At 27.0% G+C, this 23,185-nt stretch carries 21 protein-coding genes, 2 riboswitches and 1 other annotated feature; of the genes, 1 reads left to right on the top strand and 20 read right to left on the bottom strand.

The window, feature by feature from the left end:
• Positions 1-19: 19 nt before the first annotated feature.
• The 5 genes from I2E98_RS09100 to I2E98_RS09080 form a co-directional block, all read right to left on the bottom strand.
• Entirely contained in the window at positions 20-1,297 is a 1,278-nt protein-coding gene (locus tag I2E98_RS09100) for an O-acetylhomoserine aminocarboxypropyltransferase/cysteine synthase family protein (protein ID WP_195468603.1), read from the bottom strand.
• Between the two features lie 234 nt (positions 1,298-1,531).
• Positions 1,532-1,728: riboswitch (SAM riboswitch) on the bottom strand.
• Positions 1,729-1,799: 71 nt separating this feature from the next.
• Complete coding sequence (locus tag I2E98_RS09095) at positions 1,800-2,372, bottom strand: 5-formyltetrahydrofolate cyclo-ligase (RefSeq protein ID WP_195468602.1); 573 nt, start codon at positions 2,370-2,372, stop codon at positions 1,800-1,802.
• Positions 2,373-2,429: 57 nt separating this feature from the next.
• Positions 2,430-3,458 (bottom strand): homoserine dehydrogenase, encoded by a 1,029-nt coding sequence (locus I2E98_RS09090; protein ID WP_195468601.1) that lies wholly within the window; start codon positions 3,456-3,458, stop codon positions 2,430-2,432.
• 59 nt (positions 3,459-3,517) lie between these two features.
• Positions 3,518-4,372, bottom strand: coding sequence for a CPBP family intramembrane glutamic endopeptidase (locus I2E98_RS09085; RefSeq protein WP_195468600.1), 855 nt, complete (start codon positions 4,370-4,372; stop codon positions 3,518-3,520).
• 105 nt (positions 4,373-4,477) lie between these two features.
• Positions 4,478-4,798, bottom strand: a complete 321-nt coding sequence (locus I2E98_RS09080) for a DUF1540 domain-containing protein (RefSeq protein WP_195468599.1) — start codon at positions 4,796-4,798, stop codon at positions 4,478-4,480.
• A 305-nt stretch (positions 4,799-5,103) separates the two neighbouring features.
• Here I2E98_RS09080 and I2E98_RS09075 point away from each other — a divergent pair, with 305 nt between their 5' ends.
• Positions 5,104-6,765, top strand: a complete 1,662-nt coding sequence (locus I2E98_RS09075) for a glutamine--tRNA ligase/YqeY domain fusion protein (RefSeq protein ID WP_195468598.1) — start codon at positions 5,104-5,106, stop codon at positions 6,763-6,765.
• Between the two features lie 118 nt (positions 6,766-6,883).
• On the opposite strand, the gene I2E98_RS09070 is transcribed toward I2E98_RS09075, so the two are convergent.
• From I2E98_RS09070 to I2E98_RS09000, 15 genes are all read right to left on the bottom strand, one after another.
• Positions 6,884-7,036 (bottom strand): hypothetical protein, encoded by a 153-nt coding sequence (locus I2E98_RS09070; protein WP_195468597.1) that lies wholly within the window; start codon positions 7,034-7,036, stop codon positions 6,884-6,886.
• 108 nt (positions 7,037-7,144) lie between these two features.
• On the bottom strand, positions 7,145-7,348 hold the full coding sequence (locus I2E98_RS09065) for a hypothetical protein (protein ID WP_195468596.1): 204 nt from the start codon (positions 7,346-7,348) through the stop codon (positions 7,145-7,147).
• Between the two features lie 268 nt (positions 7,349-7,616).
• Entirely contained in the window at positions 7,617-7,763 is a 147-nt protein-coding gene (locus tag I2E98_RS09060) for a hypothetical protein (protein WP_195468595.1), read from the bottom strand.
• Between the two features lie 172 nt (positions 7,764-7,935).
• Positions 7,936-9,597 carry a glutamate--tRNA ligase gene (gene gltX / locus I2E98_RS09055; protein WP_195468594.1) on the bottom strand — a complete coding sequence of 554 codons (1,662 nt, stop codon included), beginning with the start codon at positions 9,595-9,597 and terminating at the stop codon, positions 7,936-7,938.
• Between the two features lie 94 nt (positions 9,598-9,691).
• Positions 9,692-9,880: a binding site (T-box leader), on the bottom strand.
• A gap of 106 nt (positions 9,881-9,986) precedes the next feature.
• Positions 9,987-10,853 (bottom strand): ABC transporter ATP-binding protein, encoded by an 867-nt coding sequence (locus I2E98_RS09050; RefSeq protein WP_195468593.1) that lies wholly within the window; start codon positions 10,851-10,853, stop codon positions 9,987-9,989.
• Positions 10,850-13,243, bottom strand: coding sequence for a hypothetical protein (locus I2E98_RS09045; protein ID WP_195468592.1), 2,394 nt, complete (start codon positions 13,241-13,243; stop codon positions 10,850-10,852). The genes I2E98_RS09050 and I2E98_RS09045 overlap by 4 nt, the downstream gene beginning before the upstream one ends.
• A 107-nt stretch (positions 13,244-13,350) precedes the next feature.
• Positions 13,351-14,592 carry a hypothetical protein gene (locus tag I2E98_RS09040; protein WP_195468591.1) on the bottom strand — a complete coding sequence of 414 codons (1,242 nt, stop codon included), beginning with the start codon at positions 14,590-14,592 and terminating at the stop codon, positions 13,351-13,353.
• 83 nt (positions 14,593-14,675) lie between these two features.
• A complete protein-coding gene (locus I2E98_RS09035; RefSeq protein WP_195468590.1) occupies positions 14,676-15,935 on the bottom strand; it encodes a hypothetical protein in 1,260 nt (419 codons plus the stop codon).
• Between the two features lie 492 nt (positions 15,936-16,427).
• Positions 16,428-17,735 (bottom strand): NCS2 family permease, encoded by a 1,308-nt coding sequence (locus tag I2E98_RS09030; RefSeq protein WP_207737589.1) that lies wholly within the window; start codon positions 17,733-17,735, stop codon positions 16,428-16,430.
• Positions 17,736-17,861: 126 nt separating this feature from the next.
• Positions 17,862-17,963, bottom strand: a riboswitch (purine riboswitch).
• 228 nt (positions 17,964-18,191) lie between these two features.
• A complete protein-coding gene (locus tag I2E98_RS09025; protein WP_195468611.1) occupies positions 18,192-18,341 on the bottom strand; it encodes a hypothetical protein in 150 nt (49 codons plus the stop codon).
• An 11-nt stretch (positions 18,342-18,352) separates the two neighbouring features.
• Positions 18,353-18,667: a heavy metal-binding domain-containing protein gene (locus I2E98_RS09020; protein ID WP_195468589.1), complete on the bottom strand. Its 315-nt coding sequence runs from the start codon at positions 18,665-18,667 to the stop codon at positions 18,353-18,355.
• 178 nt (positions 18,668-18,845) lie between these two features.
• Complete coding sequence (locus I2E98_RS09015; RefSeq protein ID WP_195468588.1) at positions 18,846-19,769, bottom strand: type II CAAX endopeptidase family protein; 924 nt, start codon at positions 19,767-19,769, stop codon at positions 18,846-18,848.
• Between the two features lie 165 nt (positions 19,770-19,934).
• Positions 19,935-20,939 carry a ketol-acid reductoisomerase gene (gene ilvC, locus I2E98_RS09010; protein ID WP_195468587.1) on the bottom strand — a complete coding sequence of 335 codons (1,005 nt, stop codon included), beginning with the start codon at positions 20,937-20,939 and terminating at the stop codon, positions 19,935-19,937.
• 77 nt (positions 20,940-21,016) lie between these two features.
• Entirely contained in the window at positions 21,017-22,699 is a 1,683-nt protein-coding gene (gene ilvB / locus I2E98_RS09005) for a biosynthetic-type acetolactate synthase large subunit (RefSeq protein ID WP_195468586.1), read from the bottom strand.
• A 115-nt stretch (positions 22,700-22,814) separates the two neighbouring features.
• Positions 22,815-23,168 carry a four helix bundle protein gene (locus I2E98_RS09000; RefSeq protein WP_195468585.1) on the bottom strand — a complete coding sequence of 118 codons (354 nt, stop codon included), beginning with the start codon at positions 23,166-23,168 and terminating at the stop codon, positions 22,815-22,817.
• Between the last annotated feature and the right edge of the window lie 17 nt (positions 23,169-23,185).

Here is a 23,185-nt window from a genome sequence, read left to right as displayed (position 1 = left end):
TTATTCCTCCACTCAATTCTTATATAGCTTTTAATGCTTCACTAATATCATTAATTAAATCTTTAGTATCTTCTATCCCAACAGAAAGTCTTAATAAATCTGGTGTAACACCACTTGCTAATAACTCTTCTTCATTTAATTGACTATGACTTGTAGTTGCTGGATGTAAAAGACAACTTCTCGCATCTCCTAAAGTCACTGCCAATGCTATTAAATTTAATCCTCTACTAAATTCTTTAGCATTTTCTATTCCACCTTTAATTCCAAAAGTTAAAAGACCACTTGCTCCACCTTTAAGATATTTCTTTGCTAAATCATAAGATTTACTTCCTTCAAGTAAAGGATAATTAACCCATGATACTTTTTCTTGAGTTGTTAACCACTGTGCTATTTCTAATGCATTTTTGGAATGTCTTTCCATTCTTAAATGTAAAGTTTCTAAACCTAAATTAGTTAAATAAGCATTAAATGGACTCATACATGCTCCTAAATCTCTTAATAAAGTTACTCTAAGCTTAACTATATATGCTGCACTTCCGAAGCTTTCAACATATTTAATTCCATGATAACTTGGATCTGGTTCTGTAAAATCATTGAAATTACCATTTGTCCAATCAAAATTTCCTCCATCTACTACTATTCCCCCAATAGTTTGGGCATGTCCTTCAGAATACTTTGTTGTTGAATGAACAACTATATTTGCCCCATGTTCAAATGGATTGCAAAGATAAGGTGTTGCTACTGTATTATCAACTATAAATGGTACCTTAATCTTTTTAGCTACATTTGAGAATTTATTGAAATCTAAAACATTTAATCCTGGATTTCCTATTGTTTCTCCATATATAGCCTTTGTATTTGGCTTAGCCTTAGATAAAATTTCTTCTTCAGATGCGTCTGGCTCTACAAAAGTAACTTCTATTCCTAAATTCTTTAAGTGTACTGTAAATAAATTAACTGTTCCGCCATATAAAGATGTTACTGAAATTAAATGATCTCCAGCTTTACAAACATTTAAAACTGCGTAAAGAATTGCTGATTGACCTGAAGCAGTTGCAACTGCACCAACTCCGCCTTCTAATTTTGCATACTTTTCTTCCAACGCCCCAACTGTTGGATTAGAAATTCTACTGTATAAATGACCATCAGCCTTTAAAGCAAATAATGCCTCTAATGTATCTGGGTCATCATACTTATAAGTTGCACTTTGGTAAATTGGTAAAACCCTTGGTTCACCTGACTTTGGTGAATATCCTCCATGAATTCCTACTGTTCCTTTTCCTAAATTAATTGCCATAAAAAATCCCCCTTTTTATTAGTTAGAATTTAGTAGTTTTAATTATTAGATATTTTAAAACTATGCTCCTATCTTCATTTAATTTTTAATACTTATTGCTTTTTATTAATAGATAATTTTCAAATATTGTTTATTATCTAAAATGCCCCTAATTTTTTGTACAAAAAAAGCTATTTCTTATTATCCTTTATAGATAATGAGAAATAGCTAAATAAGCTTATTTACTAATATATACTCTCATTTCTCAGGTTAAACCTGCAGGATTTAGCACCAGCGTCAATGAGTGACAAGTTTCAAGTGATAAGTTTCAAATTATTTAAAACTCCTTATGGAACTTTATTATTAACTATTCACTTGCCACTTGTTACTTGTCACTTGCGACAGGTTGCTAGGTTTCTCAGGGCCAGTCCCTCCACCATTCTTAATAAAAGATTTTTTATTTAATTTGTTATCTTTATTATACACATATGGAATATTTTTTCAAGTAATTTGTTTTATTTTTTTAAATTTCATCAATTTTTATAAATTCATTATTAGTTATTATACAATTCACTTTAATATCATGAGCTTCATTCTCGATACTATTTACTATCTGAAAATCATAAGCTAATACTATCTTATTACTTTCATCTTTAATGTGTGAAAAATATTTATCATAATATCCTCCACCATAACCTATTCTATTTCCTCTTCTATCAAAAGCCACACCTGGCATTATTATTAAATCAAAATTTTCACATATTTTATCTTTATCCACATGTTTTGGCTCAAGTATTCCCCACTTATCCACAATCATGTTATCCAAACTGTTAATTCTCATTGCTACCATTTCTTTATTAACCTTATCAGTCTTAGGAACATAGATTTCTTTATTATCATTTAAAGCATATTTTATAAATTCAATAGTATCAACCTCAGAGCCGAAACTTACATAAGTGAATATTTTCTTAGAATTTTTATAAAACTCACAATTTATTAATTCACTAAATATACAAATATCATATTCAATTTTAATATCTAAAGATAAATCATTTCTTTTGTTTATTATATTTTTTCTTATACTTTTCTTATCCATTAATATTATCCCCCATATAACCTTTACTATATTACTTATTTTATATTATTAAATAAATTATTCTAAAACTCTCTCTTTAATTAAAACAATATCCCTTAATATTGACGCTGCTGCATTCATTGTACCAGAAGCTCCTCCAATTATACTTATATCTCCTAATGTATCAGTTTTAAAACAAACTCCCTTATTTTTATAATCAACAAAATAAAGTGGATGATCTTCCTTTATTTCTATTAGTCTTACATAAGCTTTTACTATATTATCTTCTCTCTGAACTTTCCCTATTAATTTTAACTTTTTATTTTCTTTTTGAGCCTCTTTTATTGTTTCTAGTTTAACTTCTGTTATACCCTTTACTTCTATATCTTCTAATTTCATATTTGCATCCATAAGAACATTAGCTAATATTACTATCTTACATGCAGTATCATATCCTAAAACATCAAGACTTGGATTAGCTTCTGCTATTCCATCTTTTTGTGCTTGAGTTAAAGCCTCTTCATAACTCACTTCCTCCATTGACATTTTACTTAATATATAATTTGTCGTTCCATTTAATATACCTGCAATAGATTGTATCTCACTACCCGCAACATCATATAAGCCTCCATTAATTGAAGGCAATGCTCCTCCAGTTGTACAACCTACCTTAAGTTTTACTGAATTTTTATCAGCAATTTCTTTTAATTTTTTATATTTTAATATAATAGGGCCCTTGTTACCTGTAACAACATTTATTCTGCTCTCTAATGCTCTTTTTATATGTGTTAATCCAGGCTCACCAGTTTCTATATTAGTAGATGTTAATTCTACCAAAGTATCAATATCATTATTTTTTATTACTTCATCAATACTTAAATTATCTTTCCATGATATATGTTCTTTAATACTTTTGCCTTTATTAATAAATTCAAGTAATTCTTCTAAATCAATACTATTTGCTTTATAGATTCCACCATCACTTTTTATTATATATTTTACTTTTATATCTACGTTATATTTTTCAAAAATATAGTTTTTCTTTTCTACTAATAACTTTATTAATGCTTGTCCTACTCCACCAAAACCTATTAATCCTATCTTCATATTACACCCCAAACTTTATATTAAAGGCATTTACCTTTAACAGATAAACGCCTTCTATGCTATTCATAAATATTTATTTCTTTTTTAGCTCGTTCTTTTAAATTTAATATCTTAAAACATAAAACCATTAATACCAAACCTATTATAGGCACAGCAATAAATAATATAGTTGTCCATATTTCACTTGTAGGATAATAAACAAAATTAACTAAAAAATTATTTGTAAAATGCATGGTCATACATAAATAAATTGACCTAGTATAATAAAATACAGTTCCTAATATTAATCCTAATAAAAAGGCATTAATACCTTGTGGTACATTTAAATGTGCTATCCCAAAAATTAATGCTGAATAAACTATAGCCTTTTTGCTATTATACTTATTTATTAATCCCTTTAATAATATTCCCCTATATAAAGTTTCTTCAAAAATAGGTGCAATTACACAAGTTTCTATTAACAATATTACTATTGGCAATGAATTAAAGTATTCAACTGCAGATTCAAACATATCTCCTGTGGGGATTAAGAATAATATATAATCAAACCATCCATAAGTAATAAATATATATGAAATAATTAATAATGATACAACTAAATAATCTCTTTTTCTTATTTCAAAACTATTACTAATATCATTTGATATATGAAAGTTTCTATTTATAAATACAATAATAATTAAAAGAGTTCCAAATTGATAAATACATGATAATAATGTTGATATAATATACCAAAAATCAGTATATGTATCAACTCCTACCTCACTTAAAACACTATAAAATACATCTGTCGGAGTATTCAAAAACATAAGCACTATATCAAATAAAAATGATAGTCCCAATGCTTGCCAAAAATTTATTGGCTTTATTTCTATTTTTTCTTTATTCAAATCTTTAAAATAGTTTATACTCATACAATCCTTTTCCTTTTATATTAATATATTTATTTTATTTTATTCTCCAGTTAATGTAAACATTATTGTAAAAATAAAAAAGCTAGTTAAACTAGCCTTTTATTTTTACTTATCTATTTTTGATGAAAAAGTTGCACATTCAGTCTGTATTTCTGATAAGGCATAAGAGCCTTCTATACTTATATTGCCAGCTTCACATTTCTGATTATTATTATATTTACAATTTTCTGCTTCACATAATACATTTAATAAATTTTTAGGTGATTGTATATTATTAGTAAGTTCTCCTTGACTTCTTCTAAAATTTTCACAACTTGTAAATTTTGCAGTAATTGTATTTTTGCCTGCAACTTTTATAACTTCTCTACAACATAAATTATTTTGATTATGAGTACATGTATTAACACTACATACTAAGTTATTCATTTTTAATCCTCCGATAAAATACTATTTCAGATAATATTATCTTATTAATATTACCTTTTTATACTTTGTTCTAATTTTAAATAATGTATAAATGATATTACTCTTACTTCCTCTCTAGTAATTAGCTAACTTTTTCTATAAGCCACTTTATTTTTTACTTATATTCGATTAAAATTATTAGTAATAGCCAAAATATATGTTATAAATGTTATATAATTAGGAAATAATTATTTTTTATAGAATAATTTTTATTCTTATATAAATATTTTTAACTTAAAATTAATCGTTAATAGGAGAGGTAAACTATGTCAACTGAAATTAATTCTTCTAATTTTATAAGAAATATAATAGTAGATGATTTAGAAAGCGGAAAACACAAAGAAATAATAACTCGTTTCCCACCAGAACCAAATGGATATCTTCATATAGGTCATGCAAAATCTATACTTTTAAACTTTGGTTTAGCTGAAGAATTCAAAGGTAAAACTCATCTTAGATTTGATGATACTAACCCAGTAAAAGAAGATACTGAATATGTTGAATCAATAAAGGAAGATGTAAAATGGCTTGGTGGAAACTGGGATGAACTTTACTTTGCATCAGATTATTTTGATGAAATGTACAACAGAGCAGTTCTTTTAATAAAGAAAGGATTAGCTTATGTTTGTGATTTAACTCCAGAAGAAGCTAAAGAATACAGAGGTACTTTAACTCAACCTGGTAAAGAAAGCCCATATAGAAATAGATCTGTAGAAGAGAACCTAGATTTATTTGAAAGAATGAAGAACGGTGAATTTAAAGATGGAGAAAAAGTTTTAAGAGCTAAGATTGATATGTCTTCTCCTAATATGAATATGAGAGATCCTATTATCTATAGAATTGCTCATGCAACTCACCATAATACAGGAGACAAATGGTGCATCTATCCTATGTATGACTTCGCTCATCCATTAGAAGATGCTATAGAAAAGGTAACTCACTCTATTTGTACTTTAGAATTTGAAGATCATAGACCTTTATATGATTGGGTTGTTAGAGAGTGTGAAATGGAAGCTCAACCTAGACAAATTGAATTTGCTAGATTAAACATGACTAACACAGTTATGAGTAAAAGAAAACTTAAACAATTAGTTGATGAAGGTATTGTTGATGGATGGGATGATCCAAGAATGCCTACTATATCTGGTTTAAGAAGAAGAGGATGTACTCCAGAGGCCTTAAAGAACTTCTGTGCTGCAATTGGTGTTGCTAAAGCTAACTCTACAGTAGACTCTCAAATGCTTGATTATTTTGTAAGAGAAGATTTACAAATGAAGGCACCTAATGCAATGGCAGTTTTAAGACCTTTAAAATTAGTTATTACTAACTATCCAGAAGGGCAAACTGAAATGCTTGAAGTTAGTAATAATGCTAAGGATGAGTCTTTTGGTAAGAGATTAGTTCCATTCTCAAGAGAATTATATGTTGAACAAGAAGACTTTATGGAAGTTCCAATAAAGAAATATTTCAGATTATTCCCTGGAAATGAAGTTAGATTAATGGGTGCTTACTTTGTTAAATGTAATGAAGTAATTAAAGATGAAAATGGTAATGTAACTGAAATTCATTGTACTTATGATCCTGAAACTAAGAGTGGTTCTGGATTTACAGGAAGAAAAGTTAAAGGAACTATTCACTGGGTAGATGCAAATAATTGTGTACCTGCTGAATTTAGATTATATGAACCTTTAATTTTAGATGATGCTCCTGAAAATGAAGGTAAACACTTCTTAGAACAAATAAATCCAAATTCTATGGAGGTTTTACAAGGATTTATAGAGCCAACAGCTGTAGAAAATGCTAAACCTCAAGATAAATTCCAAATGGTTAGAAATGGGTTCTTTAATGTAGACTCTAAATATACTACACCTGAAAAATTAGTATTTAATAGAATAGTTTCTTTAAAATCTTCATTTAAATTAAAATAAGAGAAAGGCATTTGCCTTTCTCTTATTTTAATTAGGTATAGTGAGTGTCTTTGAGGTTTCATACACAGTAATTTTTATAATTTTATAATCAGGTACACACAAGTCGCCACTTATATAATCATTTTTTTAGAGTTCCTCTATCTTCATGGAACCCATAATCACCAGTTAAATCGTTTAACAAATTACAATCACAGTCTATATCCCAATATTGAGAACTTAAATGATTGTCTTCACTTTTATAAGTATAAATTTTCTTTTTATTATCATTCATCCCATTGGTCTACCCTCCTAACACTCTTATCGATATTAGTTTGCACTATATTATTAATTTAATACTAGTACTTATTGTTATAATTTAAAAAATTTATATTTTCTTAATTTAGCACCATTGGTTATTTGTTTCAGTTTTTTCTTTTTTCTCACATTTACATTTATCAGTAATATTTGATTTTACACTTGCAGGTGATGCCCATTGATTATTTACTGCAGATTTTGGTGCACCACTATTGCATCCACATCCACAAGTTGATTCACAATCACTTTTTCCTTCTGTATGACATCCACAATTTGAATGTTTACTCATAACATTTACCTCCAATATTCTGTTAAATTTAGTCCTGATACAACCAAGTCTAATACTTAGTTCTACCACCACTACAATAATAGTTTATACATTATAATTACTTTGATACCTTGTATTAATTGTTGCTATTAGCGAGAGCTTCTCATTTTTTCTATAATATAATCTAATTTATCTTTTTACCCAATACAAATTAAATTTAGCACCTTTAATAATATTTCTACAAAATAAAAACTTTCTATAAAAATAGAAAGTTTTTATTTGAAATATTTTATTGCATAGAATTTTGATTTGAATTTTGTTGTGCTTTTTTATATGCTTCAATATTTGCATCAATTTGAGCACTACTATTCATACCTTGTTGTGCATTGTTAGTCATAGCTGAATTACTTTGATTTTTATTATTCATATTGTTCATAATATTACCTCCAATTATATTTTTCGGTATTATTTTATGAATTTTAAATAATATAATACATACCAATATATTCAGATTAAGCTTAATTATGTAATATAATAAATATAAATTAGTATAAAAATGCTGTATTTAGATTAAATTAATAATTTCAATCTAAATACAGCTCCCTTTATTATAAACTTAAAAATTTATTAAATCTTTCTCTAACTCTTTCTTCACCCATGATTTGCATTAAAGTATAAAGATCTGGAGTATTTGTTCTATGTGATAGTGCACTTCTTACAGCTCCTGCAACATCAGAAATCATACCCTTATATGCATCTGGATTAGCCTTGAACTCTTTTCTATTTGCACAGTATCCAAGCTCTGCTCCAATCACTTTTAATTCTTCAAACCAATTTTCTTGGCTTCCTATATTGAAAGTAAACTTCTTTGCATATTCTTCAATTATAGCTTTAGCATTTTCTAAAGATAAAGTCTTTGGTAATTCTACTTGTTCAGCAGTTTCATTATAGAATAATTCATCAAAGAAGTAGAATATTTTATCTTTAACTTCATCCCACTTAGCAAAGTCTTTTCTTGGCTTTGGACCTTCTTTATCTATATTAAATATTTCTCTAGCCATAGCTTCATTTGAAGTTACTAGGTTATACATTTCTTCGTCATATTGCTTAGCCCATGCAGTATATTGTTCATATACTTTATCTGCTGGCATTCTAGCTATAACATCTTTAGAAACGTCATTTAATTTTACTAAATCAAATAATGCTCCACTCTTACTCATTTTTTCTAAAGCAACATGGAATTCATGATAATCAGCAGTTGGATTTTCTGCTCTCCATTCTTCATAACTTGAGTTTACTATGTTTAATAAGTATTCAATAACACATACTACTGGATATCCAACTTCATTATAGTAAGAAACAGCTGCTTCAGCATCTTTTCTCTTAGAAAGCTTTCTCTTAGATCCACCTTCTTGTTTCATTATTGTTGGAATATGAGCATAGTTTGGTCTTTCAAATCCTAATACTTCAAATAATTGAACGTGTATTGGAAGTGATGATAACCATTCTTCTCCTCTTATTACATCTGTAGTTCTCATTAGATAGTCATCTATAGCATGTGCAAAGTGATATGTTGGAAGTCCATCACCTTTTATTAAAACTACGTCTTGATTATTTTCTGGGAAAGATATGTCTCCCTTTATTAAATCGTGGAATTCTACTCTATTTTCAATGTTTCCTGGTGATTTTAATCTTAAAATATAAGTTTCACCATTATTTATTCTTTCAATAGCTTCCTCTTCAGTAATATTTCTGTATTTAGCATATTCTCCATAGTATCCTGGAGTTATTTTATTAGCAATTTGTTCTTCTCTTAATGCTGCTAATTCTTCTGGAGTACAGAAATCTGGGTATGCTAAACCTTTTAATAATAAATCCTTAGCAAAAGTTCTGTATATTTCAGCTCTTTCACTTTGTCTATATGGACCGTATTCTCCTTTTGAAGTTTCTTGACCAGTCATTCCTTCGCTGAAGTCCATTCCAAAGTTATGCATAGTTGCAATTGTATCTTCAATAGCTCCTTCAACTTCTCTTTTTTGGTCTGTATCTTCTATTCTTAAATAGAAAACACCTTCACTTTGGCTTGCTAATCTTTCATTGATTAATGCAGCAAAAACTCCACCTATATGTTGGAATCCTGTTGGTGATGGTGCATATCTAGTTACTCTAGCACCCTCTTTTAAGTTTCTTTTTGGATATTTTGCTATGTAATATTCTCTATCATGTTCAACATTAGGGAATATTATTTCAGCTAACTTTTCAAATGCCATATTTAATTCTCCTTTATATATAATGTAAAAAAATGGCTGTTCCCCGGAGGTACACCCATTTATATCCAAATAAAAAAGTTTCCATCCTAAATATTATTAGGACGAAAACTTATATTCCGCGTTACCACCTAAATTGGTTAATATAAATTATTAACCCACTCAAATACTTATTAATTTTTATTGCTCCAAGGTTTCCTTCAATAGTTTTAAATTTTAGGCTCTCACCATTCCTAAATCGCTTTAAATTAAATATCTATTTACTGCTCCTCTTCAACGCAATTACTATAGTTATTTTTAACAAATTACACATTAATTATACAGATTCAAATTATTATTGTAAAGTATTTCTCTTATCTATAGCTTATATAAAAACGTCTATATACCTTTATCTAATTAAAATAATATAAATAAGTATCCTCTAAGGTACTCTTTACATCATTGATATTTAATTCCTTTGGTTTATCTTCTGATACTATTCTTGCTAATAATCCATCATTAGTTTTTATAATATTACTAATATTATATTTTTCTTTTACTTTATTAAGTTGATTTTCTTGTATTCTAGCTTCAAATACTTTTCCTTGCATACTCTCTACTATAGTATCAGGATTGTCCTTTAATAATAATTTACCTTTGTTCATAAGCAAAATTTCTTTAGATATATACTGTATATCTGAAACTATATGTGTCGTGATAATAACTATCTTATTTATAGCAATTTCACTTATAAAATTTCTTATTCTTATTCTTTCCATAGGATCTAATCCAGCTGTAGGCTCGTCTAATAACAAGACTTCTGGATCATTAAGTAATGCTTGAGCAATAAGTATTCTTTGTTTCATTCCTCCTGAATATGCTCCTAACTTCTTATCAGCATGATCCTTCAAATTAACTAAATTTAATACATTTTCAATTCTTTCTTTTGCCTCTTTTTTAGGAATTCCTTTTAAAGATGCCATGTACCATAAAAATCTTCGCCCAGTAAAACTTTTATAAATTCCTTGCTGCTGTGGCATATATCCTAATATATTTCTAAAATCTTTGCCTAATTCTATTATATTTTCTCCATTATATAATACTTCACCACTATCTGCTTTAATATTATCAGCAATTATATTCATTAATGTAGATTTTCCAGCTCCATTTGGACCTAATATACCATAAACACCACTAGTAAATTCAGTACTTAAGTTATCTAAAGACTTTGGCTTTCCTTTAACATACGTCTTGCTTAAATTCTTTATTTCCAGCTTCATGCTTGTACCCCTCTTCTTAATAACTTCTCATTTTTAAACTTCTTTTGTGTAACAAATACAATTCCAACTACTAATATTATGATACTAATAAAATAAATTATATTAAAACTTATTCCACTCTTATAAGATAATGATTCATTAAGACTAAAAATATTTGAAATTGATATATTTCCATTAAGATTTACCCCTATTACCCTCATTAATATACTTGGTATTAATAAAATTGTAGAAATTATTATAGTAGTAATATGATTTTTACTTAAAAGTGATAAACAAACTATACATGTTGTTATGCACATTACTCCAATACACTTTAATATACTTTCTAAAATTATAAACTGAATAATTGTTAGATTTGCTGATATATTCATATATTGTTCTATACTTTGAATTGGTGCCTTTAAAAATTCAATTCCAAATTCATCTATAACATTAATATAAGTAGGCATATATACCAATATTAATAATATTGCTGTAATTATATAACTTATAATAAATTTATATAAAAATAATTTTTTTCTTTCCTTACTACCTTGAATTAATATTATAGCTCCACTTTTATATTCTTTTGCAAAAATATTAGAAAGAATAATAATAAGTAATATAGATAAATATATTCCATTATTTAATTCTGACTTTAAATTAAACAACTCTTCTTTTATATTTTTATCTATAAAATGAACATTTATATTTTTAGTATCTTTTATATATTTTAAATACTGATATTGATTATATACTTCATCAAATGCCTCTACCTTCTTATTAAGAATTTCTAACTTAAGTGATTTTTTTTCATATTCATCTCTAGTTATCTTATTTTTTTGAAGCAAATATTCATTTTTTAATTTTTGTTCTCCGATACTATAAAGCTTTTGTTGTTCTCTTTCTAAGTACCTTTCCTTTCCTTGGGTTAATACTCCTGAAAGTTTATTTATATAATTTTTATATATAATAGTATCATTATCATAAGATCTTTCTTCATTAATATTTATATTAGAAATACTTATAAATACAGCTATTAGTATTACTACATAAGCTTTATTTTCAATAATTATTTTATAAATCTCATTAAAAAATAATGTTGATGGTATGGTCATTCTACTTATCTTACTTTTTAATTTTAAGAAAATATTTAAGTTAAATTCCTTACCTTTAATATCTTTTTCCTTTATAAAAATTAAAATATTAATACATATAAGTATTGGTAAAACTGTTACTAACATAATTTTATATATAGAAAATAAGTTTATAGCCTTTGTAAAAAAATTTATATTTATATATTCTCCTAGTAACTTTCCTACAGCTAAAAATGAAAATATGTTTATATATTTTAAAGCATTTAATGCAGAATTAAATGGAATAAATTTATAGAACATATAGCTTAAGAAAATAAAAGTAACTACTGCTATATATGATTTTGTCACATTTTTATTTAATTGAATTATCATAGTAACTATTACTGAAATCATTATTGATGTAAATATTTTAAATATAATAAAAAGTACTAAATATTCTTTTACACTTATTAATAAATTACATTCTCTAAAGTTTGAAATAGATTGAATACTTCTATTTATGTCTCCAAATCCATATAATTTATCTGAAATTATCATTAATGAAAAATAAACAAATGCCGTTATTGTTATTACAGAAAGAATCATTGTAATTAATTTTGTAGTAATTAATGGTTGTCTTCCTTTTTTATTAGCTTTAAGAAGATTTAAAATTTCATTTTCTCTTTCTTGTAAAAATATATTTATTGATAAAATTATAATTATTAATAGTATACTTAAATCTGATATCCAGTAGTTAGATATAGCTGTAACCCCTTTTTCAATTCCCACACTCGTTTCTACTGAATTTAACTTTTGGAAATCTTCAGCTGTTTTTATTATATTGTTATATGAAAAACTTCCCTTTTTATGAAATATAGATACTTTAAGTAGTTTATCTTTATCCTCTTCCACACTTTTTAAATAATCTTTATATGTGCTAACATGATTAATCTGATCACTTAAAATTTCTATTAAATATAAATCTAAATTAAGTTTATTAAAGTCCCTTGAATATATACTTTTATTGAACTTTTCTATTATTTCTTTCTCTTCATCATTTAAGACCATATAATTATTATCATTTTCTATATACATATAATAAATACTAGTATAATTAATTAACTCTTCTTCTAGTTCTTTTAATCCTTCTAGATTATTTTTATATTGTTCCTCTAGTTCATAATATCTATCTAAATTATCTATAAGAATATCATTATATTTAATTTGATTATTATAGAACCCTAGAATACTGATAATAATTAATATAATAATACTAGATATTACTGCTTTATTAGAAAATAATTTTTTAAATTCATACCCTAATATTTTCCTCACCTCTATAAAAGCTCATCTACTATAAATTTTTACTCTTATTACATCCAATCATTCAAACAATAATTAAATAAAATTATACTAAATATCCTTTTACTCCTATATCATCTTTATTTACTAACTGTAGTATCTAAATATTTTGATTCCAATTCAAATAATGTTTGCCATTGCAAATTACCTGTTCCTATTTTACTTTTATCAGCATATCTTATATATGCTTTTTCTTCACTTCTACCTCTTAAAAACATATACTTTTCATCCCCACTGATAAAAGAATTATAAATACCACTATATGGAGTATCTATAGAATCTACTTTATTTCCCTTTTTATCATAAATTGTTATAATTCGATTCTGATTCCCATCCTCAATTGATAGAATATTGTCTACATATATATAATTATCATCAGAATAATAAAAAGTTCCTTCAAATTCTTTATTAAATAGTACCTTACTTTCTTTTGTTTCTAAATTATATTCATATAGCTTATTATCAGTAATATAATTATTCCCATCTAACTTCCTTGGTAATATAACTAGATTTTTATTGGAAATTCCAAATGAGCCAATTGTATCAGCACTTATATCTTCTGCAATTTTATATCTTTTATTATTTTTAATATTATACAAACTATCATATACTATAATTTTTCCACTCTCTTGATCAAATCCACTTTCAGAAAATATTAAATTTTCTCCAATTGGTATAATATTCGAAATACTTCCATCAACTAATTTACCTGTAAATAACTCCTTTATTTCTGATCCACTATTTAATATATCGTATTCCTTTAATGTATATTGGTATATTCCCTTTTCTGCATCATCGCTTTCAAGTGAAAGCTTGGATACTGAATAATATAATTTCCCTCTATGTAAAGCCATAGAATAAATATCTGATTCTAATTTACATACTGTTTCTCTTTTATCTCCATCTAATGAAATTCTAATTAACTCTGGATTAAAGCTATCTTTTAAGAAATCTGCTTCTATATCACAATAAATATAACCATCATAAATAGTTAATAATTTAGGAGTAACTCCAGTTATTAAGAACCCATTACAATTATACTTTTTAGAAGAATCAATTTCTTTATCATGCAAACAATTAAGCTTATTACATAATACTATTGGCTCCATACCATTAAAATCACAATAATATAAGTATAATCCGTTAATAAAGTAATATCCTTCATTACTTGCTGTTATATATTGCTGAGAATTCATACCCATGTACATATACTGTGCATCTTTACCTTTTATATAATTATTATTTGATTCATAATTACCTGCACAAGAAATAATACTTGTAATTGATATAATAATTATTATAAAACTTAAAAATTTTCTCATTTTTTCTCCTATTAAGTGAGAAGTTAAAAAATTAACTTCTCACTTATATCTTAATTATTTCATTTAGATATATCGCTCTATTACTACTCTACTATCATACGAACACCAGTATCCAAATACTTACTTTCTAATTCAAATAATGTTTCTAATTTTGCATTACCTGTTCCTATTTTACTTTTATCAATATATTTTATATATGCTCCTTCTTCATTTTCTGCTTTTATCACCATATATTTATCATCACCACTTAAAAAATAAGCAAAATCATCACTAAGTTCGCTAACATCTATACTATCTACTTTATCCCCTTCTTTATCATATATATTTAATATTCTTTTAAAAGCCTCTGTAGATGATTCACTTTTAAATTTTTGTAAAATATTATCTGAATATATATATTTATCATCTGAATAAAAAATAATATCCTCAAACTCACGTTTAAATAATATCTCTGATTTATTAGTATCTAAATTATAACTATAAATATTATCATCTAATACTACTTCTCCATTCTCAATTTTCCTTGGGATAAATATAATATTATTATCACTAATACTAGTTATTCCTAAATCATCTTCTGTAACATCTTTACCAATATAATTAATGCTTTTATTTTCTAAATTATAAACCTCTGAACTATAAATGGTATTATAATCCTTATCAAGATATGCCTTAGTATAAATTATGTTATTTCCTTTAGGTATTACATTGTTTATATTAGCTGAAATACCTTCTAATGATACGATTTCTTTTGGTTCAGTATTTTTATTAAAAATATTAAGTTCTTTTAATGTTACATTAACAATTCCCTCATCTTCATCTATAATATTCTCTACAACGTAATATAATTTTCCTCTATGTAATGTCATAGATCTAATACTTTTTTCTAAAGTACATATAGTACTTCTTTCAGAACCATCTAATGAAATTTTAATTAATTCAGGTATAGATTTACTAGGATCAGTCGCTTTTACAAAATCCTCTGATATATAACAGTATAAGTATCCATCATATACAGTTAAAAAAGTACATGGAACTCCAGTTAATACAAAACCATTACAATTATATTTTTTAGTTTCATCTAACTCTTTATCATGAAGACAATTAGGTTTATTACATAAAACCACAGATTCCATTGTGTTAAAATCACAATAATAAATATATATACCATTTAAAAAGTAGTATCCATTTTCAGCCATTGCAATATAATTTTGATCTTGACTTCCCATAAACATATATTGAGCATCTTTTCCTTCTATATACTCATTACCTAAATTTTTATTATCACTACATCCAATCATTAAACCTAATATTAATACTAATAAAACTATTACCTTTCTCATACTACTATATAGTGAAAGCAAAATACTTTGCTTTCACCTCTCCTTTTACCTTATTTTACCACCATCTTGTTCTAGTTGCATTATATCTTTCGCTTTCATAAACATTGTGTGTTGATTGTGCATAAGCATCACAAGCATATCCATTTTTAGTTTTAGACTTCACTACTGTATGACTGCTTGGTCCACTTGTTGAAATAGTTTTTGTTCATATATTTTTTCTCCCCTATTAAATAATTATTTAATCGTGATTATATATCAATTATTTCATTTATGTATTTTTTTGTAAATACTGCATGTAACTTTTTATAAAAGCTTACAAAAACATGAAATTTGTTTTTTGGTAAGTTTCTACAAAATAAACTTATCCTTATATATTTAAGTGTTGCTATTTTCTAGTTAAAGTTAATTAAAACACAAAAAAGCAAATTGATGCTAAATTATTTTTAAAATAATTTAACTTCAATTTGCTTAAAAGCTTTTATATAATACCTTCTATCTTATTGCAAAATATATTACAAATAATACTGCTAATACATACATAACTGGATGTACTTTTTTAGCTTTTCCTTTAAATATCATAAGTACTACATATGATAAAAATCCGCATGCTATACCTTCACCTATACTATAAGTTAAAGGCATTAATATTACAGTTAAAAATGCTGATATTGAAACTTCCGGCTTGTCCCACTCAATTTCCTTAAGATTACTACACATTAACGAACCCACTATAATAAGAGCTGGTGCAGTTACTGCTGAAGTAATCACTGTAAGTAATGGTGAGAAGAATAATGAAATTAAAAATAATATTCCTACTACAACACTTGAAAATCCTGTTTTTGCACCTACTGCTACTCCAGACAATGATTCAACATAAGAAGTAGTATTAGTTGTTCCAAATATTGATCCTATACAAGTAGCAACTGAATCTGCAAGTAATGCCTTAGATCCATTTTCAACTGAACCATCTTTTTTAAGTAATCCAATCTTTGAACCAACTGCAACCATTGTACCTGCTGTATCAAAGAAGTCCATAAATAAGAAAGTAAAAATAACTAATATCATTTGTGGATTAAATATATTTCCTATGTTTTGAAGTGCAACTCCAAATGTAGGTGCTATTGATGGTGGCATTGATATTATTGAATTTGGAACATCTATTAATCCAAATATCATTCCAACAACTACTGTTGCTACCATTCCTATAAATATTGCTATATTAGATCCTCTAACCATTAATATCGCCATTACAATAAGTCCAAATATTGAAAGTAATACTGTTGGATTTGTTAAATCTCCAAGCCCTACAAATGTTGCTTCATTTGCTACAACTATTCCTGCATTTTTTAAACCAATAAAAGCTATAAATAATCCGATTCCTGCACTTACTGCAAATTTTAAATTTGTTGGTATTGATTTAATAACTAACTCTCTTAATCCTGTTGCTGATATTATTAAGAATATAACCCCTGATGCAAGTACTCCTGATAATGCTGTTTGCCAAGGAATATCCATTCCTATGCATACACTATATGTAAAGAAAGCATTTAATCCAACTCCAGGAGCTAATCCCATTGGAAATTTTGCAAATATCCCCATTATTAATGTTCCAACTGCTGCAGCTAATGCTGTTGCAACAAAGACGCTTTTTTCTGGCATTCCTGCATCCGCTAAGACACTAGGAATTAAAAATAATGCATATGCCATTGTTAAAAATGTTGTTATTCCTGCTATTGTTTCAGTTTTAAAATTTGTATTTTTTTCTTGAAAATTAAAGTATTCAGATATGAATCTTGTCATTTGTTTACCCCCATGCTTTTTATTGTAACCGTAATATTTATCGCATGTAGAGTATAAATTTGATATGTAAATTAGTGATTGTTTTATATTTATATGTTTATATAATACTTAGATTAGAGTAGTATTTTCTTATACAAAACATATCGTAGTCAAATCATTTATGGTGATTTGGTAGAAACTGTTGGACCCTATTTCCAATTTTATACGATAAACACGATTACTTTTTAATTATATGAATAATATTAATACAAATACGAATGTTTGTCCAGATTTTTTAGTTATTTTTCATAAATATCGCTGTTTTTTTATATGAACGTTCGTGTTTTTCTTTTTAATATTGAATTATATTATATAATAATAAATATTAAACCTTTATTTATATATAAAATAAAAGGCATACCTTATATTTAAGATATGCCTTTTAACCATATTGTTAGAGTTTATTTATTAAAATAGTTAATACTTCTTATATTCATCTAATTTATCTTTTTCAATCTTCTTTTCCTTTATTCTAGATGTTATAGCCCATATTACTAATCCTATAGATCCTATAATTATTACTGCATAAAATATTAGTATAAGTATTGGTACTATCATGACTCCCATATATTTGTCACCTACTCTATAACTACAGCAGTTCCGTAAGCCACCATTTCAGCTGCACCTGCCGCAACTGCTGATGACATAAGTTTCATTCCTATAATAGCATTAGCTCCCATGGCTTCTGCTTCCTCAACCATTCTTCCAATTGCAATTTGTCTAGCTTCTGTTAACATTTCATTATATCCTGTCATTTCTCCACCAACTAAATTCTTGAAACTTGCTGTAATATCCCTACCTATATTTTTACATCTAACAGTACTTCCTTTTACTAATCCCTTAATTTCCTTAACTTCTTTTCCTGGTACATTTTCAATAGTTAAAACTAACATAATTATTTCCCCTTTATACAACTCATTTTATTTAACTCTTAACATAAACTTTTATATTTTCTAAAGAGTTATTTATTAACTTATAATAAATTATACTTTATCATCTTACGTTTTACAATAGTTTTGTAACAAATTTCCTTAATAAAAGTAATTTTTAATTCTATTTAATTTCTCTCACTTACATAAACAATATAGATATCATAGAAATCAAACAAATTACTACATATAATATCATTCCTATATTAATCCAAACAATTTTAAATATAGTTCCTTTTTCTAATTCAATTTCACCATCTAATAAGGATATATTTTTTCTATTTTTTATTAATAATACTAAACCTATTATTACTATTGCTAATAATACAAGCCCTACACATCCAACAGCTACTAGATTACTGCCATCTCCAATTGCTGCCGGTAAAATAACACTTCCCATCATATTTACAACTATATGTAGTACTATTGAATATTTTATAGTTCCTGTTTTTAATGTAACATAAGCAAAAATCATACCTAATGCTACTGCATAGAAAAATTGTGAGAAGTTTGCATGAAATAATCCAAATAAAATTGCAGTTGTTATTATTGTAACTTTATCACCATATCTTCTTAATTTATTTAGCATTACACCTCTAAACATCATTTCTTCAATTATAGGCGATAATATTCCTGCAAAAATCAATGTCCATATCCAATTACTTCCTTCAAGCATATTTACTAATGGATTTGTAACTTCACTACCTTTAATTGCCGCTATCAACATCATAATAAGGTTAGTCAAAAAATTAACTATATATACTACACTATAAGACATAACACATATTTTTATAACTTCAAAAACTCCAAGTGTTCTACTTTCTCTTTTTTCTTCTTCTGGTAAATTTCTAATCATAAGATAAAATATAGGAAATCCTATTAAATAAAAACTAATTGCAATTCCTGCGTAATTTATCCATGGAGCTGATAATAACTCTTGATTAACTACTCCAATAATTCCAAAAAATATAACTTGAATAATATTTACTAATATCATTGAAACAAAAATAGCAAGTCCAATTCTATTAAATACCTTTTTATTATCTACTTTTACCTTTAATTCCATATACCTCTCTCCTCTAATTTATTTTTAAAATTATACACTTAAAATTTTATCATTAACTTTCATATTTTGAAACTAACCCCTAAAATTTTGTAAAATCATACAAAAAAAAAGAACCACATTCTTAATATTAAAAATGTGATTCTTAACATCTATAAGATTAATTTATTAGTCTAATTTCTTAGTATCAATCCAAGACATCATTTCTCTTAATTCTTTACCAACCTTTTCAATTGGATGTTCAGCTTCCATTCTTCTCATTGCATTAAATTGTGGTCTACCAACTTGGTTTTCCATTAGCCAATTTCTAGCGAAAGTACCATCTTGAATTTCAGTTAATACCTTCTTCATTTCTTTTTTAGTTTCATCAGTAACAATTCTATTACCAATCATATAATCTCCATATTCAGCAGTATCAGAAATAGAATATCTCATAGCAGCCATTCCACCTTGATACATTAAATCAACAATAAGTTTCATTTCATGTAAGCATTCAAAGTAAGCATTTTCTGGAGCATATCCTGCTTCAACTAAAGTTTCAAATCCAGCTTTTATTAATGCTGTACATCCTCCACAAAGAACTGCTTGTTCTCCAAATAAATCTGTTTCAGTTTCATCTTTAAATGTAGTTTCTAAAACTCCAGCTCTTGCTCCACCAATACCATTTGCATAAGCTAATGCTAATTCTTTTGCTTGTCCTGTTGCATCTTGATAAACAGCTATTAAGCAAGGAACTCCTGAACCTTCAGTATAAGTTCTTCTTACCATATGTCCTGGTCCCTTTGGAGCAACCATAAATACATCAACATCTGCTGGTGGTACTATTTGTCCATAATGAATGTTAAATCCATGAGCAAATACTAAAGCATTTCCAGCTTCTAAGTATTGTGCAACCTCTTCTTTGTATAATTTAGCTTGTTTTTCATCTGGTACAAGCATCATTACAACATCAGCGCTCTTTACAGCATTAGCCACTGTTGCTACTTCTAACCCTGCTGCTTTAACTCTATCCCAAGATTTACTTCCTTCATATAATCCTACTACTACATCTACTCCACTTTCATGAAGATTTAATGCATGTGCATGTCCTTGGCTACCGTACCCAATTACTGCAACTTTTTTACCTTTTAATAAATCTAAATTTGTGTCCTTTTCATAAAACATTTTTGCCATTTTTAATACCCCCGCTTTATTTATTATTTTTTATTTATTAAAATTTGCTACCATTATTCCTATGATAGAAATTTAGATTAACATTCTATGTCTTCCTCATTTATTATTTGATGAATTGGTGCACCTGGTGCAACCATAGGAAATACTTTTTTATCACTATCTATCCTATAATCAATAATTACAGGCTTATTTATAGCTAATGCTTCTTTTAATACATTTTCTAGCTCTTCTCTTTTTTCAACTCTAAATCCAACACCACCAAAAGCTTCTGCAAGCTTAACAAAATCAGTTGCTCTATCTAGAGTGGTTTGAGAATATCTTGCTTCATAGAAAAGACTTTGCCATTGTCTAACCATTCCTAAAGCATTATTGTTCATTACAATAACTTTAATTGGAATATTATATTTAACTGCAGTAGCAAACTCATTGCAATTCATACCAAAGCTTCCATCTCCGGCAATATTAAATACAGTCTTATCTGGATTAGCAACCTTAGCTCCTATAGCAGCCCCTAATCCAAATCCCATTGTTCCAAGACCACCTGAAGATATTAATGTTCTAGGAGTTTTAAAGTTAAAATATTGAGCTGTCCACATTTGATGTTGTCCAACTTCTGTTGCTATAATAAAGTCTCCATTATCCATATCACTAAGCTTTTCAAATAAAAATCTTGGTGTTAACTCTTCTCCATTATCTTTATTATTCTTAGTTATAGATAAAAGTTTCAACTCATCTACAGTATTTAACCACTCTTTATTTTCTTTATTGTTTAATAAAGGCATTAATCTTTGTAATGCAACTTTTATATCACCTATAATGAATGAATCAACTTTTACATTTTTATTTACTTCAGCTGGATCAACATCTATTTGTATAACTTTGGCATTATTAATAAATTCTCTATCACTTATTACTCTATCGCTAAACCTTGCCCCTAATGCAATTATCAAATCACATTTTGTTGCTAAAATATTAGATGCATTACTTCCATGCATTCCTATCATACCTGTATTTAATCTATGGTCAGAAGGTATTGCTCCTCTACACATTAAAGTAGTTGCTACTGGTGCGTTTAATTTTTCAGCAAAATTAATTAACTCCTCTGTAGCATTAGCATTAATAACTCCACCACCGGCATAAATAAGAGGTCTCGAAGATTCATTTATATATTTTGCAACCTCAGCTAAAACTGATTCCGTTATATGCTTACTTTTAGGTTCAACCTCTAATGGTTGTAAATCTTTATACTCTGTCTTAGCAGCTGTTATGTCTTTTGGTATATCTATTAGAACTGGTCCTGGTCTTCCTTCCCTAGCGATATAAAATGCTTTTCTAACCGTTTCTTGTAAATTATTAACATCTTTAACTATAAAATTATGCTTTGTTATAGGCATTGTTATGCCGGTTATATCAACCTCTTGAAAGCTATCTTTACCAAGTAAGTCTTTTGAAACATTTCCTGTTATAGCAACCAAAGGAACTGAATCCATATAAGCTGTCGCTATTCCTGTAACAAGATTAGTTGCACCTGGTCCTGATGTTGCTATACAAACACCAACCTTACCAGTAGACCTTGCATATCCATCTGCCGCATGAGCTGCACTTTGCTCATGGCAGGATAAATAATGTTTTATTTTATCTTTATATTTGTATAAATAATCATAAATATTTAATACTGCTCCTCCAGGGTATCCAAAAATAGTATCAACACCCTCGCTTAATAAACATTTAACAAGAATTTCAGCCCCTGTTAATAACACTAAAACCCCCCCTTTATTCAGTGACAAGTGGCAAGTTATAAGTGATAAGTTTATAGGATTTTCTATTTCTTATAATTTTCTTTATCATTAATATTGCCCTTGTCTATCTTGAACTTTATATTTGCTTTTTTGTCGTTTTTACAATTGAATTTAATATTTTAGATATCTCTCTACATTTATTTAGCATTTCGTTTCCTAAATCTTTCTCTATAAATTCTGTTTCCACTAACAATAGAATCCAATATTCTGTTTCATCAGCTTCCTTTAATGCTATATACATTTTAGATAAAAAATCTCTTTTACTTTGTCCTCTTAATCCGTCTTTAACATTTGCTCCTATACTAGTTGCTGATCTTAATAGTTGATTTAATAAAACACAATTTTTATTACTAGTTGATAATCTTTTATATAGATTAACTATATCAATGGCAAAATCGAAAGATTTATTTGCAATAATACTATTTGTCAAAATACACCTCCAAAATA

It is taken from the genome of Clostridium sp. D43t1_170807_H7 (assembly GCF_015555905.1).
Classification (GTDB): domain Bacteria; phylum Bacillota; class Clostridia; order Clostridiales; family Clostridiaceae; genus Clostridium.
The sequence above is the reverse complement of the archived record's forward strand: the minus strand, read 5'-3'. Positions and strand labels throughout refer to the sequence as shown.

Excerpts from the sequence above, each read along its gene's own strand:
- I2E98_RS09100 (WP_195468603.1), bottom strand. The coding sequence starts at position 1,297 with ATGGCAATTAATTTAGGAAAAGGAACAGTAGGAATTCATGGAGGATAT.
- I2E98_RS09095 (WP_195468602.1), bottom strand. The coding sequence starts at position 2,372 with ATGGATAAGAAAAGTATAAGAAAAAATATAATAAACAAAAGAAATGAT.
- I2E98_RS09090 (WP_195468601.1), bottom strand. The coding sequence starts at position 3,458 with ATGAAGATAGGATTAATAGGTTTTGGTGGAGTAGGACAAGCATTAATA.
- I2E98_RS09085 (WP_195468600.1), bottom strand. The coding sequence starts at position 4,372 with ATGAGTATAAACTATTTTAAAGATTTGAATAAAGAAAAAATAGAAATA.
- I2E98_RS09080 (WP_195468599.1), bottom strand. The coding sequence starts at position 4,798 with ATGAATAACTTAGTATGTAGTGTTAATACATGTACTCATAATCAAAAT.
- I2E98_RS09075 (WP_195468598.1), top strand. The coding sequence starts at position 5,104 with ATGTCAACTGAAATTAATTCTTCTAATTTTATAAGAAATATAATAGTA.
- I2E98_RS09070 (WP_195468597.1), bottom strand. The coding sequence starts at position 7,036 with ATGAATGATAATAAAAAGAAAATTTATACTTATAAAAGTGAAGACAAT.
- I2E98_RS09065 (WP_195468596.1), bottom strand. The coding sequence starts at position 7,348 with ATGAGTAAACATTCAAATTGTGGATGTCATACAGAAGGAAAAAGTGAT.
- I2E98_RS09060 (WP_195468595.1), bottom strand. The coding sequence starts at position 7,763 with ATGAACAATATGAATAATAAAAATCAAAGTAATTCAGCTATGACTAAC.
- gltX (WP_195468594.1), bottom strand. The coding sequence starts at position 9,597 with ATGGCATTTGAAAAGTTAGCTGAAATAATATTCCCTAATGTTGAACAT.
- I2E98_RS09050 (WP_195468593.1), bottom strand. The coding sequence starts at position 10,853 with ATGAAGCTGGAAATAAAGAATTTAAGCAAGACGTATGTTAAAGGAAAG.
- I2E98_RS09040 (WP_195468591.1), bottom strand. The coding sequence starts at position 14,592 with ATGAGAAAATTTTTAAGTTTTATAATAATTATTATATCAATTACAAGT.
- I2E98_RS09035 (WP_195468590.1), bottom strand. The coding sequence starts at position 15,935 with ATGAGAAAGGTAATAGTTTTATTAGTATTAATATTAGGTTTAATGATT.
- I2E98_RS09030 (WP_207737589.1), bottom strand. The coding sequence starts at position 17,735 with ATGACAAGATTCATATCTGAATACTTTAATTTTCAAGAAAAAAATACA.
- I2E98_RS09025 (WP_195468611.1), bottom strand. The coding sequence starts at position 18,341 with ATGGGAGTCATGATAGTACCAATACTTATACTAATATTTTATGCAGTA.
- I2E98_RS09020 (WP_195468589.1), bottom strand. The coding sequence starts at position 18,667 with ATGTTAGTTTTAACTATTGAAAATGTACCAGGAAAAGAAGTTAAGGAA.
- I2E98_RS09015 (WP_195468588.1), bottom strand. The coding sequence starts at position 19,769 with ATGGAATTAAAGGTAAAAGTAGATAATAAAAAGGTATTTAATAGAATT.
- ilvC (WP_195468587.1), bottom strand. The coding sequence starts at position 20,939 with ATGGCAAAAATGTTTTATGAAAAGGACACAAATTTAGATTTATTAAAA.